Source organism: Streptococcus raffinosi (assembly GCF_030284685.1).
GTDB lineage: Bacteria > Bacillota > Bacilli > Lactobacillales > Streptococcaceae > Streptococcus > Streptococcus raffinosi.
Genome location: NZ_JASUZV010000012.1, coordinates 58590 through 75946 on the forward strand (window position 1 = coordinate 58590; position 17357 = coordinate 75946).

The 17357-nt window shown below is 40.2% G+C and carries 11 protein-coding genes and 4 pseudogenes; 2 read left to right on the forward strand and 13 right to left on the reverse strand.

Annotation, left to right across the window (positions count from 1 at the left end; all coding sequences use genetic code 11):
- Window positions 1–27: 27 nt before the first annotated feature.
- From metA to QRD39_RS08455, 11 genes and pseudogenes are all read right to left on the reverse strand, one after another.
- On the reverse strand, window positions 28–972 hold the full coding sequence (metA, locus tag QRD39_RS08405) for a homoserine O-acetyltransferase MetA (protein ID WP_008534414.1): 945 nt from the start codon (window positions 970–972) through the stop codon (window positions 28–30).
- A gap of 170 nt (window positions 973–1142) precedes the next feature.
- Window positions 1143–1661, reverse strand: coding sequence for an adenine phosphoribosyltransferase (locus tag QRD39_RS08410; RefSeq protein WP_060934307.1), 519 nt, complete (start codon window positions 1659–1661; stop codon window positions 1143–1145).
- A gap of 114 nt (window positions 1662–1775) precedes the next feature.
- Window positions 1776–3986 carry a single-stranded-DNA-specific exonuclease RecJ gene (gene recJ / locus QRD39_RS08415; protein ID WP_285956217.1) on the reverse strand — a complete coding sequence of 737 codons (2211 nt, stop codon included), beginning with the start codon at window positions 3984–3986 and terminating at the stop codon, window positions 1776–1778.
- A gap of 299 nt (window positions 3987–4285) precedes the next feature.
- Complete coding sequence (locus tag QRD39_RS08420; protein ID WP_285956218.1) at window positions 4286–4690, reverse strand: GNAT family N-acetyltransferase; 405 nt, start codon at window positions 4688–4690, stop codon at window positions 4286–4288.
- 76 nt (window positions 4691–4766) lie between these two features.
- Window positions 4767–5534 carry an SDR family NAD(P)-dependent oxidoreductase gene (locus tag QRD39_RS08425; protein ID WP_285956219.1) on the reverse strand — a complete coding sequence of 256 codons (768 nt, stop codon included), beginning with the start codon at window positions 5532–5534 and terminating at the stop codon, window positions 4767–4769.
- Window positions 5534–6463 carry a ribonuclease Z gene (gene rnz / locus QRD39_RS08430; protein ID WP_285956220.1) on the reverse strand — a complete coding sequence of 310 codons (930 nt, stop codon included), beginning with the start codon at window positions 6461–6463 and terminating at the stop codon, window positions 5534–5536. The genes QRD39_RS08425 and rnz overlap by 1 nt, the downstream gene beginning before the upstream one ends.
- 31 nt (window positions 6464–6494) lie before the next feature.
- Window positions 6495–7136 (reverse strand): cystathionine beta-lyase, encoded by a 642-nt coding sequence (locus tag QRD39_RS08435; RefSeq protein WP_285956221.1) that lies wholly within the window; start codon window positions 7134–7136, stop codon window positions 6495–6497.
- A complete protein-coding gene (gene hflX / locus QRD39_RS08440; RefSeq protein WP_285956222.1) occupies window positions 7129–8367 on the reverse strand; it encodes a GTPase HflX in 1239 nt (412 codons plus the stop codon). The genes QRD39_RS08435 and hflX overlap by 8 nt, the downstream gene beginning before the upstream one ends.
- 377 nt (window positions 8368–8744) lie before the next feature.
- Window positions 8745–9914, reverse strand: a pseudogene (locus QRD39_RS08445) (FtsW/RodA/SpoVE family cell cycle protein); the annotation flags it as partial.
- A gap of 139 nt (window positions 9915–10053) precedes the next feature.
- The gene (locus tag QRD39_RS08450) at window positions 10054–14853 is read right to left on the reverse strand and encodes a glycoside hydrolase family 70 protein (RefSeq protein WP_285956223.1); all 4800 of its coding nucleotides are present in this window, start codon (window positions 14851–14853) and stop codon (window positions 10054–10056) included.
- A gap of 241 nt (window positions 14854–15094) precedes the next feature.
- Window positions 15095–15486, reverse strand: a pseudogene (locus tag QRD39_RS08455) (transposase).
- 131 nt (window positions 15487–15617) lie between these two features.
- Here QRD39_RS08455 and QRD39_RS08460 point away from each other — a divergent pair.
- A complete protein-coding gene (locus tag QRD39_RS08460; protein WP_064521289.1) occupies window positions 15618–15881 on the forward strand; it encodes a SemiSWEET family transporter in 264 nt (87 codons plus the stop codon).
- A gap of 96 nt (window positions 15882–15977) precedes the next feature.
- On the opposite strand, the gene QRD39_RS08465 is transcribed toward QRD39_RS08460, so the two are convergent.
- Window positions 15978–16526: a DNA-3-methyladenine glycosylase I gene (locus QRD39_RS08465; RefSeq protein WP_064521287.1), complete on the reverse strand. Its 549-nt coding sequence runs from the start codon at window positions 16524–16526 to the stop codon at window positions 15978–15980.
- Window positions 16527–16533: 7 nt separating this feature from the next.
- A pseudogene (locus QRD39_RS08470) lies at window positions 16534–16656 on the reverse strand (Holliday junction branch migration protein RuvA); the annotation flags it as partial.
- Between QRD39_RS08470 and QRD39_RS08475 the strand changes: the two are divergent.
- A pseudogene (locus QRD39_RS08475) lies at window positions 16641–17357 on the forward strand (ISL3 family transposase); the annotation flags it as partial. The pseudogenes QRD39_RS08470 and QRD39_RS08475 sit on opposite strands and share 16 nt — an antisense overlap.

The window sequence follows — 17357 nt, forward strand, 5'->3', positions numbered from 1 at the left end:
CACATATAAGACTCTTGAATCTGTCTGCTACAAATAACCGTAGAATGAAAAATCATCTTCCAACTCTTCTAAACGATATGGTGTTTCTTGATAGACCGCGTAGTTAATCCAATTACTAAAGAAAGCTGATGCCGCAAGGTTCCAACGCAGTTGAGGTTCCTGATTAGGATCATCCTCTGGAAAATAATTCGCTGGTACATCTGGGTTAATACCCACATCCAAGTCCCTTCGATATTCTCTAGCCAATGTATCTCTGTCATATTCAAAGTGGCCGAAACTATAAACCTCACGAAGATTCTTACTGGCTAAAATAGACAGTCCTACTTCAGGTCCTGAAACAACAACATCTAAATCTGTCTTGTTTTTGATATCTTCAAGAGTGACTTCTGTATAGCGTGAGTGAGGTGATACAAAGCTGTCATCAAAGCCATTCATGAGGAAATTTTCTGGCATATCAACGGTTTGTTTATAGATTCCAGATAATTTCTCTGGCAAGGCAACCTTGTCAACTCCATGTTTGTAATAGAGGCCTGCTTGAGCTCCCCAACACAAATGAAGGGTTGAATAAACATGCTTTTTAGACCAGTCAAAAACTCGTGTTAATTCCTGCCAATAATCAACTTCCTCAAAAGGCATTTGTTCAACAGGAGCCCCCGTCACGATAAGACCATCGTAATACTTGTCCTTGATTTCATCAAATGTCTTATAAAAAGTCTTCATATGTTCGGCATGGGTGTTTTTCGATTTATGGCTAGCCATATAAAGAAACTCAACGTTAATCTGTAGTGGCGTATTTGCCAAAAGACGTAGCAACTGGGTTTCTGTCACTTCTTTAGTTGGCATTAGGTTAAGGATTAGGACCTCCATTGGTCGTATATCCTGACTACTAGCCCTATTCTCATCCATGATGAAGACATTTTCCGAACGCAATACATCAAGAGCTGGTAACTTATTATCAAGTTTTATAGGCATAACAACATCTCCATCCTTGTCTATTCTATCTTCATATTATAAACCGGGGAGGTATTGTTATCAAATATATATTTTCTCTAGTTAGCTATAGCTTAAAACTATATAAGAAAGCATATTCTGTTTAAAAGAGTTAAAAAGGCCCTAAGGCCTTTTGTAAAATCAGGAATAAATTATCCTGGGAAGTTCATCAATACTTTAGTGTCATAGCCTTCTATAGCTTTACGTCCATTAAGACCGTCAAGTTCAATCAAGAAGGCACAACCAGCAACAACACCGCCAAGGCGTTCTACCATTTCAATTGTGGCTTTCACAGTTCCGCCAGTCGCCAAGAGATCATCAACGATAAGGACACGTTGACCAGGTTTAATGGCATCAGCGTGCATACAAAGCGTATCAACACCGTACTCTTTTTCGTAATCTGCTGAAATGACTTCACGTGGCAATTTACCAGGTTTACGAACTGGCGCAAAGCCAATTCCAAGTTGATAAGCAACTGGACATCCAACAATGAAACCACGTGCTTCGGGACCAACAATCATATCAATCTTCATGTCCGTAGCATACTGAACGATTTCACGAATAGCATAGCCATAAGCTTTTCCATCAGCCATCAATGGGCTAATATCACGGAAAGTAACCCCTTCTTTAGGGTAGTTTTCAATAGATGCAATATAGTCTTCTAATTTCATTTGTTCTTCCTATAGGCATTTTGCCAAAAAATATTTACATATTATTATAGCATGAATCCGTGGATTTAGAAAATGCTAACCCCTAGATTCTAAGCCAATTATCTTAGTTGATCACTACTGCTCTGGCTTGTAGAGCCAATCATAAATTTCCTGTGGTGTTCCCAAAGCCATAAGTTCTTGAAACTTAACTAAATGTTTAAGGTCTTGGAAAATCTGACTGTCTTCAATGTCACGTTTCTTAGCTTCTTTATTAACCGTCATGACACCATTATCAATGGTCACAAAATCCAATTCATCAAAAATCTGAATCATCTTGATAAGGAGAATTTTATCAATTTTAAGGTAATGACTGAGGTCATCTAGTTTATAGCGGACATCAAACTCTGGAAATTGGTAGATGGTCTTATAGAGCCTTGCGAACTGCTCTCTGGTTCCATAGCCGGTCAGATAATAAGCCCGTTTGATGCTATTCTTAAAGTATATCGCTTGGAAATCCTTACCTTCAAACCACTCTTTCAATTCTGTCGCAGATTCAGGCAACTTATTAAGGACTACCGCAGGTGCTGTGTCTGATGCTTCTTCTACCATCGGTACGCCTTCTGGTAGAGTCATATTTTTAGCACGAATATCAAATAATTGGATGCCTTCTACACGCGCATCCTCAAGCATAAGCTGGAGTGTTGTCTGACCATTCCAAACATTTACAGATAAGGTCACGGCTAATTCCAAACCTTGAGCTTGTTGGAATTCTTGAAGCAAATCACCCTTATTAAAGGCGACAACATCAAAACTAGCCTTACCTTGTTTAACCTTAAACTTAAGATGGGCTCCATTTTGCCCCATAGTCCTGGCTTGAGTCACTGTAATATCATGTAGCCAAAAGACTGGCTTTTTATTATCCATGCCAAAAGGAGCTAATTTTCTCAGGCTCTTTATGGTATCCAAGCTAAGCTCACTGAGCTTGAGTTCCTCGTCTAAATTGAGTGTATTTTTAGCGCTTGTATCAATGTCATTGTCATAGACATAATGGCACAAAATATCGGAGAGTTGACCAAGATTTTCCTCTGGAAGGGTCATCCCAGCTGCTCCAGCATGCCCTCCAAAAGCAGTAAAAATGTCTCGATGATTATCTAGGGCATGGAAGATATTGATAGATTCCAGACTACGGGCTGAACCCTTAGCCAGACCATCTTCGATATTTAAAACTACCACTGTCTGACTGATTTGTTCCATGATGCGACCAGCAACAATGCCGAGAACACCCGGATGCCAGCCTTCCTTAGCCAAAACCTGAACAGGTTTATCCAAGTCTACCATAGTCATGGCTTCATCAAAGATTTTTTGAACAACTTCCTTGCGTTCTTCATTTTTGGCATTTATATTCAGAGCAATGGCTTGAGCTTCTTCATCGTCAAATCCGGTCAGCAGTTCAATAGCTGGATTTGGATCGTCTAAGCGCCCCAAGGCATTGAGTTGAGGGGCCAGTTTAAAACCTACTGTTTCTTCAGAAATCGTTGTTGGGTCTACATCTGAAATACGGAGTAACTCTTGCAGTCCAATACGCTCAGTAGTCTTTAGAATTTCCAGACCCACCTTGACCATAATACGATTTTCATCCGTTAGACTAACCATATCGGCAATGGTCCCAATGGCTACCAAGTCCAGCATCTCTGTAGGAATGGTCTCAAGGAGGGCCGTTGCCAATTTGAAAGCTACTCCACAACCTGCCAAATACTTAAAAGGATATTCGGCATCTGGATGTTCCGGATGGACAATAGCGTAGGCATCTGGAAGCTGAGCTGGCATGCTATGGTGGTCAGTAACGATAACATCCACACCTTGCTCTTGCGCATAAGCGATAGCCTCATTCCCCGCTACCCCATTATCAACTGTGACAATAAGCGAGACACCTTCCTGCTCAATGAAATATTTGTAGACACTTTCGTTTGGACCATAACCATCTGTAAAACGGTTAGGCAAATAGACTCGAGCTTCAGCGCCCATCATTTCAAGAGCTTCCTTGACAATCGATGCTGATGTCATACCATCCGCATCATAGTCTCCATAGACTAAGATTTGTTCATAATTTTCAATGGCCTGACGAATTCTAGCCACTGCCTTATCCATATCATGCAGAAGATAAGGATCATGAAGGTGTGATAAATCAGCCTTGAGAAAGGATTCAAGGGCATCTTCTGTCGTAATGCCACGTTCAAAGGCAATCTTGGCTGCTGTCTCTGCCAGCCCATGTTCTTTGGCAAGTTTAAAAAAGCCAGCATCTGGCTCTTTTGTATTTATTTTCCAATCATACGTTGATGTAATCATGTTTTTATATTTTCTCCCTGTCATCTAGTCTACTTATTATAACATGAATAAATTTATCAGACTGGATAGAAGTCTGAGTTTTCCAAAAAGAGAACGGAAAAAATCGGAAGATGCATAGACTCGTAGTACATTTATAATCAAGACCTGCTTTTCTAAGCAAAATAATATTCTGGATATTTCTCCCTTATTTGTCTTGTCTTTTCTCCTCTTCCTTTTATCTAGCTCTATTCTACTATCGTTTTCAAGCAATGTAGGGTAAAACAAGAAGAAAAGGATTCCCTGTCCGGAAATCCTCTACATCAATTTTTATAAATCATCCCTGTACAGGCTTGCTCTGAAAGTTCGACAAAGCCCAGAGATTGGTAAAAGGCTAGATTTTTCTCGCTACGATCAGTGGCAAGGAGCCGTTGATAGACATTGGGGAAGGTCGCTAAAGCCTCTTCTAAGAGTTTCGTGCCAATGCCTTGGCGCTGGTGATCTGGTCGCACCAGGAGGTCCTGCACAAAAATGACAGAGTGGCCATCTCCTACCAAGCGAATGTAGGCGACGAGCTCTTTGTCATCATAGACGGCCAACTGCCAGAGACTGGCTTTGACAGCTTCTTCCATCATAGCTGGGTTGTTGGTATAATTGGTCCAGCCAACCGAGCTGTACAATGCGACTAGGTCTTCCATCGCTGGAATTTCTTTTTTGTATTCTAACATCTTAACTCCTTTTTTAACCTATAGTGCTGGAGGTTTTCTAAATAAGATTGGATATTTGATGCCGTCTAGAACCCCCCTATTTGTAGTTAAATATATTGGTAGCTAGCTTGTCCGAGATGCGTGGAAATAGCGTATAGCCTTTGTGAGCAACTGCTAAGAGTCGTGGCAGATTGACTTCTCGTTTGTTTTTGCCCAGAATACGGACAATCTTTTTAGCAACGTACTTAGGACTGAGGACAAACTTTTTAACACTCTCAAGATAAGCTCCAGAGGGGTCAGCTTGATCAAAGAAGCTTGTCTCAATTGGACCTGGATTGACGGTTGTCACATAAACGCCCTTATCAGCTAGTTCCAGACGTAGGGCATCTGAGAAGCCAATTACCGCAAACTTTGTCGCTGCATAGACACTTGAGTTGGCTGTCGCAATTTTCCCCGCCATACTGGCGATATTGATGATATGGCCATGGCCTTGCTCCACCATTTTCTCAGCCATCAGACGTGAAAAGGTCATGGTCGCAAAGGTATTGATATCAAACATATCACGGACTTCTTGGCTAGTGTAACAATCATAAGATTTAAATTCGCCGAAGCCAGCATTATTGATAAAAACATCAATACGGCCAAAACGTTGATAGAGATAATCTACCATTTCTTTAATGGCATTGTCGTCTCTAAGGTCAATGGCAAGGCAGGTTTTATTTTCCACATGACGATAGCATTTCTCCAGCTTGTCCTTATCTCGGCCTAAGAGGATAATGCCATCACTGGGGGAGAGCTGCTTGACAATTTCTTGAGCAAGACCTCCTGAGGCACCCGTAATAGCGATAATACGTTGTTTAGCCATTAGATTTCTACCTCTTCCAAGTCTCGTACAATGTAGGTATTTTTGAAAATCGTTTGGGCATCTGCCGCCATCCTACCGATGTCTCGGCCCAAGAAACGAGCTGATACATGATTGAGTAACAAACGCTTGGCTGAAGCATCTTTAGCGACCTGGGCTGCTTGTATATTGGTTGAATGTCCATGACTTTTGGCAATGTTTTCATCACCCTTACCATAAGTTGACTCATGAACCAAGACATCAGCACCCAATCCCAGACGAACACTAGCATTCGTCTTCCGGGTATCACCCAAGATAGTAATCACTTTGCCTTTCTTAGGCGCAGAAATATAGTCCTTGGCAATGATTTTTGTACCATTTTCAAGAACCACATCTTGACCATTCTTGATTTGACCAAAGAGTGGTCCAAATGGGACACCAGCTGCTTTGAGAGCCTCAGCATCCAGAGTACCCTCTAGGTCTTTTTGAACCACACGGTAGCCAACACAAAAAATAGTATGATCCAACTTGTCAGCATAAACAGCAAATTTGTCATTTTCCATAACCAAGCCTAACTTATGCACATCAATCTCAGTAAAATGCACTCGGTAAGGAAGACGTGTCCCCGAGGTACGAAGACTGGTCATAACATATTGCTTGATACCTACTGGACCATAAACTTCCAAATCTGTTTGTTCTTCACTGGATTGGAAGGAACGACTCGCCAAGAAGCCAGGCAAGCCGAAGATATGGTCTCCATGCATATGCGTGATGAAGATTTTCTTAACTTTACGAGGCTTTATCGTTGTTTCTAAAATCTGACGCTGGGTTCCTTCCCCACAATCGAACATCCAGACTTCATTGATTTCATCGAGTAGCTTCAAAACCAAGCTCGATACATTCCGAGCCTTGGATGGTTGTCCAGCTCCTGTCCCTAAAAATTGTATTTCCATAACGTTCTATACTTTCTATCTATTGTTCTTCTTATTTCTGGACAATATAAGCCAGGCATTCACGTTGTGCAAAGCCATAATAAATCACTTGCCCTTTATACTGAGCCAAAAGTTCGACTAATTCATCCTGATTGAAACTAGCCAACTTGATGACATTTCCCTTAAGCTTAGACACACGACTAAGAAGCTGACCTTCTGGAGTTAGTTCTTCTAGCACCTCTTCATCAAAGTCAACCTTAGCCATCTTAATTTTGCTTCCTTCAAGATAAACTTTATACTGTGGAAAAACTTGAGCAAGTTCAAACAAAATAGTCGTTGTTGGAACCTCTAATTGCTCTGAGAAGACATGGGCAACCTCATCATCTGTTTCATAGCAAAAACCGTATGATTTTCCTGAAAGATTGAGACGAATAAAGGGCTTACGCTCATCAAAAGATGGTGCCAAATTAAACAAATCCAATGCTTTTGACAACTCCAAGTAGTAATCCGTTGCTGCTTCTGGAGATTGTTTCTGGTAGATCTCTGCAAAATAAGCATTAATGACACTTGGTGGAGGGGTAATAAAGGCCAATTTTTGACTGTCCGAAAGATCAGACAGGGTATTTTTCAAATAAACCTTATCCAAACTTGTAAAACCACCATATTTCAAAGCTAAATCCATATAATCAGTCATAAAATTCTTCCAATTTCCATTTATTTTTTGGGGAAATAAATCCTGTAATTTCTTCCACTTCTGTCTCAAAGTTGTAACTATCTAGCAAGGCCAATTGACTCAACTGATAGAGTTTATAAGCTTGGTCTTGATGAACCTTAATACTAAAAGGCTCAAACAGTTGCTGAATCTCATCAATCAAGAGTCTTCTAAGTGTTTCTCTGCTCCCCTTGTCACGCGCTGAGAGGCGAACATTAGGAAAGACGGTTGCCACCAAGTTATCAGCTACATCCATCTTATTGTAGATAGCAAGGCGTGGAATATCACTCATATCCAAGTCTTTGAGAATGTCCAAGACCACCTTTTCATGTTCTTCATGATTGGGATCACTGGCATCAATGACATGCAAAAGTAGGTCAACATTACGGCTTTCTTCCAACGTTGATTTAAAAGCCGCAACCAATTCTGTTGGCAAGTCCTGGATAAAACCAACCGTATCTGTCAAGGTCACTTGAAACTGATCCTTTAAGTAAATTTTCTTAGTCGTTGCATCCAAGGTCGCGAAAAGTTCATTAGCCTCATACTGCTTATCATCCGTCATTAGGTTCATGATCGTTGATTTCCCAGCATTGGTATAACCAATCAAACCAATTTTAAAGGTAGTTGAATCAACACGCTTTTCGCGAATGGTTTCTCGGTTCTTCTCAACAATCTTTAACTGGCGTTCAATATCAGCAATCTGGTTACGAATCGAACGACGATTGAGCTCCAACTGACTTTCACCAGGTCCACGGCTACCAATGCCCCCCGCTTGACGACTGAGCATAATCCCTTGACCAGCTAGACGTGGTAACATGTATTTGAGCTGGGCTAGATGTACCTGAAGTTTCCCTTCATGGCTTCTGGCTCTCATGGCGAAAATATCCAAAATCAATTGCATACGATCAATGACTTTTACGCCAAAGGCTGCTTCAAGATTGGTATTTTGACGAGGCGTTAAACGGTTATTAACAATGACAGTGCTAATCTCATCCGCATCTACCATGGCCTTGATTTCCTCTAATTTTCCTGAACCTACGAAGGACTTACTATCATAACGTTCACGTTTTTGGGTATAGCTAGCTACAACCTCTGCTCCTGCTGTTTTGGCAAGACTGGCAAGCTCCTCCATGGACATGTCAAAATGCTCTGTTTCTTGCAATTCAACACCTACTAAAATAGCACGTTCTTGCTGCTTGGCTGTCTCTATCATAGCAAACCCCTTTTCGAAATAGTCGCCTTCTATTATACCACAGGCAGGGGCAAAGAGGAGGACACGGGCCTTAATTTTTTACAAAGAAAAACAAGTTGAACTTGTCAACTTGCTTCTGCTTAGTGTTTGCGTGTCGGTTTATTTTTCGAACCCTTACGACGCTTACCTTGATGAAGGCTTGGCGTATTTTGAGAAATGGTTTGACGCATTTTCTCTGTTGCCTTATCCACCTTATCTTTAGCCTTGACTAACTCTTGAGTGGCCTTGTTAGCACTCTTAGAGGGTTTATTTTTTTTAGGATGAGTCTTGGTAACAGGCTTCACATGACTAGTCCCCGAGACACGCATGCGACGAGACATAGCTAGGAGAATTTTATTTTCCTCATTAAGATTGGTTTGATAAGCCATCGAAAGCACCAAACCAACTCCAATTAGGTTTGAGATGAGTGAAGATCCCCCTTGAGAAATAAATGGCAAAGGAATACCTGTCAAAGGAAGGATGCCTACTGCTGCCCCAATATTTTCAAAAATATGGAAGACAATCATCATAATAAAACCAGTAGAGATAAAGGTATAAAAGCGATTGTTAGACCTAAAAGTCACTCGTAACATACGGTAAATGAGGAAGAGATAGGTCAGAAGGACCAATCCACTACCAACCAAACCAAAATCCTCTGCAATTACTGTGAAAATCATATCACTCTCACGAACTGGGACATTTAACTCTAGATGGTTGAATCCTTTACCATAGATACCACCAGTACCAATCGAAATCATCCCCTGTGTCTGTTGAAAGGCGATACCATCTGCATAAGTGAAGGGATCCAACCAAGCTGAGATACGGTTAATCTGGTAGGTTTGTACCCCCATCTTGAGCATAGCTTCCTTACCCCAATCTGTGGTAAATACCATTACAAACAAGCCTAATCCCACTGCAAAAGCTAGAACTACCGGCAAGATAATACGCCAGGATATCCCCGAAACAACTATTATACCTGCTAAAATAGCGAGGAAGACTAAGGCTGTCCCCATATCACCTTGAAGAACCAGTAAACCTAGGACAGGAAGCGTGACCGCTACATATTGGAAAAGTAGCAACCAGTCATCTTGAAGTTCAGTTACTTCCTTTCCTTGTTTAGCCCAAACACCTATTCTCGATAGAAAAAGGATGTAGGATATCTTCATAAACTCAGATGGTTGGAAAAGGGTTACTGATCCAATACTGACCCAGTTTTTTGCCCCTGTCGAGGCAACCAAAGCAGGGGAATAGAAAACGAGAGGTAGAACCATAAGCCCCAGGCCAAACATATAGAGCCAGGGGGTTGCCTTCCAAAGAAACTCTGTATTAAATAACATGACAACAAAAGCAAGTACTGAACCTAGAAAAATCCATAGTACTTGCTGAGACATGACTTGCACAAGATTCTTTGGGTAATCAAAATTTGTCGCGATAAATACCGAGACCAGACCAACCAGTAGTAGGATAAGGACTGGCAAGAGAATCGAGTAATCTATCCGACTTTCAATAGTATTTTTTGACTTAGCCATGTGTACTCCAAAATAAAGATTTAGCAAGAGTTATTATACCACTTTTTGGCCAGACAAATGACCTGAATGTATAAAAGTTTGACAATTTTTTACGAAAAAAGCAACCACAAAAGTGATTGACTTCTTTCATTCATTAATCTTAATTTGACACGTAACCTTTACCTTGAGCATTGAAGTATACCCATTGCCCTGAAGGAATTCGAATCCAGCGATTAATAGCCTTGTCACCTGTATGGACATCATAGTAAGAGATTGAACCATCAGGATTCATAGCTGTTGCACCCTTCACTTGTTTACCAGTTTGGTCAAAGTAAAGGTTTTGGCCGTTGATAGTCTGTTCGCCAACAACAACTTCACCCTTAGCATCAGCATAATACCAGTTATTGTCTCCAGTAGTGAAGAAAGTTGATACTAACTTATCTCCGGTAGCCCCATGGTAATATGAGCGAGTGCCATTAGCGTTTGTTGCAAAGCCACCTTTAACCTGTTTACCATCAGTACCAAAGAAGAGTTTTTGACCGTTGATTACTTGAGCTCCAGTAACGACATTACCCTTATCATCAGCATAATACCATTTATCATGACCAGTAGTGAAGAAGGTAGAAACCATCTTATCACCAGTATTCCAGTGGTAGAATGAACGACTACCGTCAGTGTTCGTTACGAAGCCACCCTTAACTTGACGACCATTAGCATCAAAATAGAGATGTTGACCATTGATAACTTGTGCACCTGTCACATTACGACCACGTGAGTCAGCGTAGAACCAGTTGTTGTCCCCAGTAGTATAGAAGCCTGGTGTATGAGCCTTAGTCACAACACCCTTAGCATCGATATTAAAGGTTTGACCATCAACTACTAATGATGTATCAACAAGTTTCACACCTGTGATTGTATCGTAGTATGAAGTCGTACCATCAGGATTGTTCACGAACTCACCTTTAACTTGCTTACCTGACTCATCAAAGTAGAGCTCGTCACCATTGATGGTTTGGGCACCACGAAGAACATCACCTTCATTGTTTGCATAGTATGTGGCATCACCAACTTGGAAGAAGCGGTTCTTAACTTGAACACCTTTTTCATTGAAGTAAAGGTTTTGTTTGCCTACCTTAGTAAATCCAGTGGCAACATAGCCCTTATCATTAGCGTAGTACCAGTTACCATCTTGTTCAAAGAAGCCTGAGTACTTACGTTCACCTGAATCACCACAGAAGAACATCAAATGGCCGTCTTTTGTAGGAATGAAGATACCTTTAGCTTGGTAACCATTGTCATAGAAGTATTTTTCCTTACCTTCTACTTCAGTCAAACCAGTAGCCATGATGCCACCTTTGAAGAAGTATTGATAGAATTTTTCTTCCTTACCACTATCATCTTTAACGGTAACTTCTTTCCAACCAGTTTGAGTCGTCAATTTACCTGACTTATCATAAACCAATGATTGACCTTTGGCATTTTTAATAACACCATCAGTAAACATAACACCATTTGGCAAGAAGAAATAGTTTGAACCGTCGATAGCTTGTTCACCAGTTACAAGGTAACCCTTATCGTTAAAGTAGTACTGTTTGCCATTATATGTCACAAATTGACTCTTAGCTTGAGTACCTGATGTTGTGTAATAAGTCACACCAGTACCATCATAAGCAAAGCCAGTCTTAGCTTTGGTATCACCAGTCAAGGCAGCAGGCAAGAAGCTACCTTTATCATTAACGTTGAAGTACAATTTACCATCACTGAGAACATAGTCAGAACCACGTTTTTGGATGTTTGTACCGTTAAAGTACTTAGCTTCCCACTGTTTAATCTTAACAGATGGATCGATCGTCTTACCTGAAGCTTCCATAACTTCTTTGAAGATTTCTGGATAAAGTTTTTGAAGTTTATCCAGGAAAGCACCACCATACTGTGCTTGGAAATCATTTCCTGATGACTTAGTATTTGTCACATAGAGTTTATTAACCAAGCTAGTATCATCAAGCACCTTACCATGTGTATCTGTACGAGTAGCTGTTACTACTTCTTTACCTGGGAGGGTATACAATTGGTCTGGAACCCAGTCAGCAATGACTTGAATACCTTGTTTGTGAAGAGCCTTAAGGGCATCACGAAGATCTTCTTTTGAACCGTATTTATTGTTTTTGCTCATGGCAAAGTCATAACGGTCTGTGAAGGCATAACCATTCTCAATAATAGAATCAAGGAAAGTTCCATCCTTAGATGAGACATATTGAGGTGCAATTTCAAATGACGTAATGCCCCATGACTTGAAGAGGTCTGCATTAGCTGCAATCAATTTATTAGTGTATTGACTATCTTCTTTAACAAAGTCTTGGAAGTTTGAGAAACCTTCGTAAATCACTTGTGCTTCAAGTGCTGCAGAAGAGCTATAAACCTTATCCCCTTCTTTGTAGGCTTTTGTTGATGGTTTAGCAAGAACGTTTTGATCGTCAGTCGCACCTACTGGTACCCAAACTGAAAGGTAACCACTCATATCAACAGTCTTAAAGCCTTTGATTTCATCAGCTGTGAAGACAAGATTCCCTTGTGCATCTGTATATTTAACAACCTTAGTATCTGAATCATTCAATGATGACACGATACCTTTATCCGTACCAAGCAAGAGTGGACGGTAGGCTTGGTTCTTGTGGGCTACACCCATATTTACAGTAATTGTTTCACCATCTGCTAATTTCAAATCTGGGTTATTAGCGATAAGGGTCACCATACCAGAATTGCGGCCGTATTTTCCACCTTCTGTATCTGTCTTAGACATCAAATCTTGACCATAACGGACAGAGACAAGAACTTCTTTATTATCTTTCGCAGATGACACCCCATCACCAGCAAGGTTGTGGATATAAGATGTTTGTCCACCGGCAACATATTTTGAACGTGCTTTAAGAAGGGTAGTGATTTGGTCAAAGTATGGTGACTTCTTAGCCATGTACTGACCGTTATCAGTATACAAGTCTCCATAATAAACACGTGTTGCCGCACCCATTGTTTGAAGCATCAAAGCATAGGCAGCTGGAATATTTGAATGAGTATATTCTTTATCAACTTTCAACATATCAGCATTATAAATGTCAAAAGCTTGTTTCAATTGATCTAAGGTAAAAGTGAAACCATCCGTTGTTGGATCAATTTTTTTACTGATAATATCAGCGATAACCGTTTGGACTTCTGAGTCGTGGGCACGAACAAAGAGATAGGTTGCAAATCCAAGTTGATCGTATGACGTCACGTCTGCACGGTTTGAAAGACCAAAATAGCCACCGTTAACCAAATCTTTCATTGATGCATTACGAGCACCAATGCCTTTATTAGTCACTGGACGTGTCAATCCATGAACAATAGACAAACGAAGACCATTGTCCATAGAAAGGGCAGCTGTATTGTGTTCATCTACATAGTAAGGGTCATTTTGTGACCAAGCTTCAAGAATAGAGATATGTGCAAGGGCACGAGCTTCTGACTCACTGACCTTGTAAGCTTCCTTCATGTATGAAGATACCAATTGAAGCATGTCGATGCTGACATTATCCACGGCATCTACACGGATACCATCAAAGTGGGCATCCTTATCCTTATCACCAAAGACGATTTGTCCCCAGTTCATAAAATAATACAATTGGTTAAGCATCTCTGCTTGAACAACTGGGTTTGAGTTATCAATATCGCTTGAAAGCAAGAACTCATAACCAGCATCACTACCGCTCTTAATCTTGTCATTCGCCAAACGACTTGTAGCTGTTTGGTCAAGCTTACGGTAGGCTGAGTTAGCCCACTTGGTTAAATCACTATTAACAAAGAGAAGGGCACCTTTTTGCAAGTGTTCCTTACCAGGTGTTTCTGAGTTAACATTCCATTTATCTTGGTCTTTAACAAAGGCCTCGATTGACTGACGTAACCAGTCTGTTGACTTATTAGCAGCAATCTTAACCTCAATCTTACGTTGAATGATTTGAGCAGCGGCATTCAAGCTAGCTTGAGAATTTTCAATCGTAAAGACATCTTTTGTTTCTTCACCATTGCTAAGAGCCTTAGTCATGTAGTTCAAGTAAGCTACTTGAGTATCCTTATCAGGCCACCAAGACATCAAAAGTGGACGAAAGTCTTTTTCAGTTGACGCTTTCCAAGTTGTTCCTGCTTCAAGGATTTCTTTTGGACGGTACCAACTATCAGCTGTCAAATAACCATCAACAAGTTCAAAGCTTGCTTTTGTTGAATCGTAAGCAGCATTGTTTTTAGTAAAATCAGTGACAAGATTTGTTGTTTCTTGTGTGAATGAATAAGTTGATGTGCTTGAAAGGACACCATTCTCATCAAAATAAAGGACCTGACCATTTACAGTAATGGCAAAGTTTTTCTTATGTGATCCATCTTCTAAAAGATAGTAATATTTACCATCTTTTTCTTTTTTAATATTATCGAGTGAGACTGCAGCTTTAATTTCAGCTTCAGAAAGCTCTTTAGACTTCTCAGTCGTTGGAGCGGCTACTCCAGCATTTGTAGCTACTTCCGATGTTGTAGCTGTTTCTGGCTTAGCTACTACTTCTGGCTTGGCAGTCGTTTCAGGTTTAGCTTCAACCTCTACTGCTGTAGCTCTATCACTAGTTGTTCCTGAATTTGGTTGAACTGTCGCTTCAGCTGGTTTGTCAGCAGTAACTGCTGCTCGCTCTGTTGTCGTGGCATTTGAAGTATTTGCCACTTCAGTTGTTGCTCCTACCTCTTTTTCAACCACAGGATTTGTATTTTCCCCCACTGTAGTTGTTGAAGGTGATCCGTTAGAGTTATTTGTTTCTTCTGCAGAAGCGAGTGAAGTTGTGGTAACACTACCACCAACAATGGTAGCCAAAGCTGCTAAAGCAACAGCCAAAGTAACCCACTGCTTCTTCACTTTGTGCAGTTTATAGCGTACTTTATTTTCCATATTCAATTTTTCCCCAATGTATTTTTTGTCTTAAAATCTACACCTTAAAGACTTACTTATTATATCATTTTTTATTGTCAAAAAAACTTGATAAATCTTATTTTAACGAGTTTTTTACTATCTTAATGATAGATTAAATAATTGTCATGTAATCGAATTGGATACTGTCAATAATTTTGTGTAAATACTCAAGTAGAGTTACGGACTTTTAATCAAATAAGCTTTCAAGTGTGTCAGAACATTAGCCAAACTCTTTATGGATTCGTTGACTTTGCTTGAAATTATAATCTTCAAACAAAGTAACTAAGTAAAGTTCCAGAGCATCCTCGTTAGGAACTCCCCCTTCTTTTTCGTTTGACGTTTGATTTCTTTGTTAAGAGACTCAATGAGGTTTGTCGAATAAATGCTGTGCCAAATCTGGTAGGGAAACTGATAAAAAGTTAAAAGATTATCCGCATTCTCCAAACTTTCCATGACTTTCCTATACTTCGACTTCCATTCAGCGATAAAGTCCTCCAAAGCTTGCACTGCCATTTCTAAATTTTCAGCACGAATGGGAATAAATCTCTTTCTAGTAATGTGTTGCAACTCTACTATAACGGATTTATTCCTTTTTGTGTTTACACAACTTATTGCATACTACCCCCTGAAAAATATAAATATAGACACTTTAATCTATTTTGTACAGAAAATAACAATAAATGACTATACTCCTTGCCTATTTACAATCATTTTGATACTCTACAATCGGAGGTGAATATGATATGACAAAACAAAAAATTAATCGAATTGTAGGTTCCATTGGTGCTTTTATTGGAATTATAGTATTTGTTGCCTACATTCCTCAAATTATCGCCAATTTACAGGGATATAAAGCTCAACCATTTCAACCTTTATCAGCTGCTATATCTTGCTTAATCTGGGTTATTTATGGATGGACAAAAGAACCTAAAAAGGATTGGGTACTAATCATTCCAAATTCAGCTGGTGTTATTTTAGGTGGAATCACTTTTTTGACTTCATTTTAACAAATCTAATAGTATGTATAAAAAGCTGAGATGAGTTTCTCAGCTTTTTCTCTATTCTCAGATAATTAAACGCTGCACTCATTAACTTCCGCTTTTTCATTCACAATCATTCTCATGGTCATCAACTAGGCCTGCCGCCTGTAGAAAAGCTAAAACTGCGACTGGACCTGTAAACTTGAAGCCTCGTTTTTTGAGATCTTGAGATAACTTTTCAGACAAAGGTGTTTTAGCAGGTGCCTGGCGATAGTCAGGGACATCATTCACGATAGTTTTTCCCTCGACAAAAGACCAGAGGTAGGCATCAAAGGAACCGTAGGTTTTCTGGACTTGTAGAAATGCTTGAGAATTGGCACGCGTAGCAAAAATCTTGGATCGATTTCGAATGATGGCTGGATTGTCTAACAAGTCCTCCAACTCTGCATCCGTCATCTCCGAAACACCTTGGACTTGGTAGTTGTAAAATGATTCTCTGAAAGCTTGGTGCTTGTTGAGAACCGTTGCCCAAGAAAGACCGGCCTGATAAGTTTCCAAACAAAGTAACTCAAAAAGAGCACGGTCATCATGAAGGGGTTGGCCCCACCCTTCATCATGATAGGCTACATATAAAGGGTTATTCATTTTTACCCAACCACAACGTTTCGGCATATATTTTCTATTTCACCAACATCTTAAGGGCAGATTTGATATAGTTCTCAGCTGTATCCATCGTTCCTTCGAAGAATTTCTTGATTTTCTTTAGCTCTGTTTCCTTGTAGTCTAGCACCACCATGCCCTCATTGCCAAGGAAAGATGATCAAATATGACTTTCAAAAATCTTCTAAAATTCCTCTCCTTGAACAAGCTGGAACTCCAACACTACTACGCTTGAAAAAATCGCTTCCAGTGTAAAAATTGTAGGAAAGTCATGGTAGCTGAGACATCAATCATTGAGAAAAACCACCAAATCTCCAACCTTGTCCGACAAAAGGTTGCTCAACTTCTAACTGAGAAGGTATCGCTAACGGATATTGCCAGAAGACTTCGTGTGTCGACGTCCACTGTCTATCGTAAGCTTAACCAGTTTACTTTCAAGGAGCATTATGACAAGCTCCCAGCTGTTATGTCTTGGGATGAGTTTGAGTTCAAGAAAGGTGAACTCGCTTTTGTGGCGCAAAACTATGAGACCAACAAACTCATAACCATCCTTGATAATCTCCGTCAAACCACTATTCGAAACCACTTTTTGAAGTATCCATTGAAGGTTCGCCAAAAAGTGCAGTTTATTACAATGGATATGTCAGGAGCCTATATCCCACTAGCTCGCAGACTTTTCCCGAATGCCGAAATCATTATTGATCGTTTCCACATCATCCAACACCTTGGTCGAGCCTTTTTGAAGACAAGAATTGCCATTATGAATCAGTTTGATAAGAAGTCACTCCCTTATCGAGCCTTGAAAAATCACTGGAGACTCTTCCAAAAGGACAGCCGTAAGCT

Excerpts from the sequence above, each read along its gene's own strand:
- metA (WP_008534414.1), bottom strand. The coding sequence starts at position 972 with ATGCCTATAAAACTTGATAATAAGTTACCAGCTCTTGATGTATTGCGT.
- QRD39_RS08410 (WP_060934307.1), bottom strand. The coding sequence starts at position 1,661 with ATGAAATTAGAAGACTATATTGCATCTATTGAAAACTACCCTAAAGAA.
- recJ (WP_285956217.1), bottom strand. The coding sequence starts at position 3,986 with ATGATTACATCAACGTATGATTGGAAAATAAATACAAAAGAGCCAGAT.
- QRD39_RS08420 (WP_285956218.1), bottom strand. The coding sequence starts at position 4,690 with ATGTTAGAATACAAAAAAGAAATTCCAGCGATGGAAGACCTAGTCGCA.
- QRD39_RS08425 (WP_285956219.1), bottom strand. The coding sequence starts at position 5,534 with ATGGCTAAACAACGTATTATCGCTATTACGGGTGCCTCAGGAGGTCTT.
- rnz (WP_285956220.1), bottom strand. The coding sequence starts at position 6,463 with ATGGAAATACAATTTTTAGGGACAGGAGCTGGACAACCATCCAAGGCT.
- QRD39_RS08435 (WP_285956221.1), bottom strand. The coding sequence starts at position 7,136 with ATGACTGATTATATGGATTTAGCTTTGAAATATGGTGGTTTTACAAGT.
- hflX (WP_285956222.1), bottom strand. The coding sequence starts at position 8,367 with ATGATAGAGACAGCCAAGCAGCAAGAACGTGCTATTTTAGTAGGTGTT.
- QRD39_RS08450 (WP_285956223.1), bottom strand. The coding sequence starts at position 14,853 with ATGGAAAATAAAGTACGCTATAAACTGCACAAAGTGAAGAAGCAGTGG.
- QRD39_RS08460 (WP_064521289.1), top strand. The coding sequence starts at position 15,618 with ATGACAAAACAAAAAATTAATCGAATTGTAGGTTCCATTGGTGCTTTT.
- QRD39_RS08465 (WP_064521287.1), bottom strand. The coding sequence starts at position 16,526 with ATGCCGAAACGTTGTGGTTGGGTAAAAATGAATAACCCTTTATATGTA.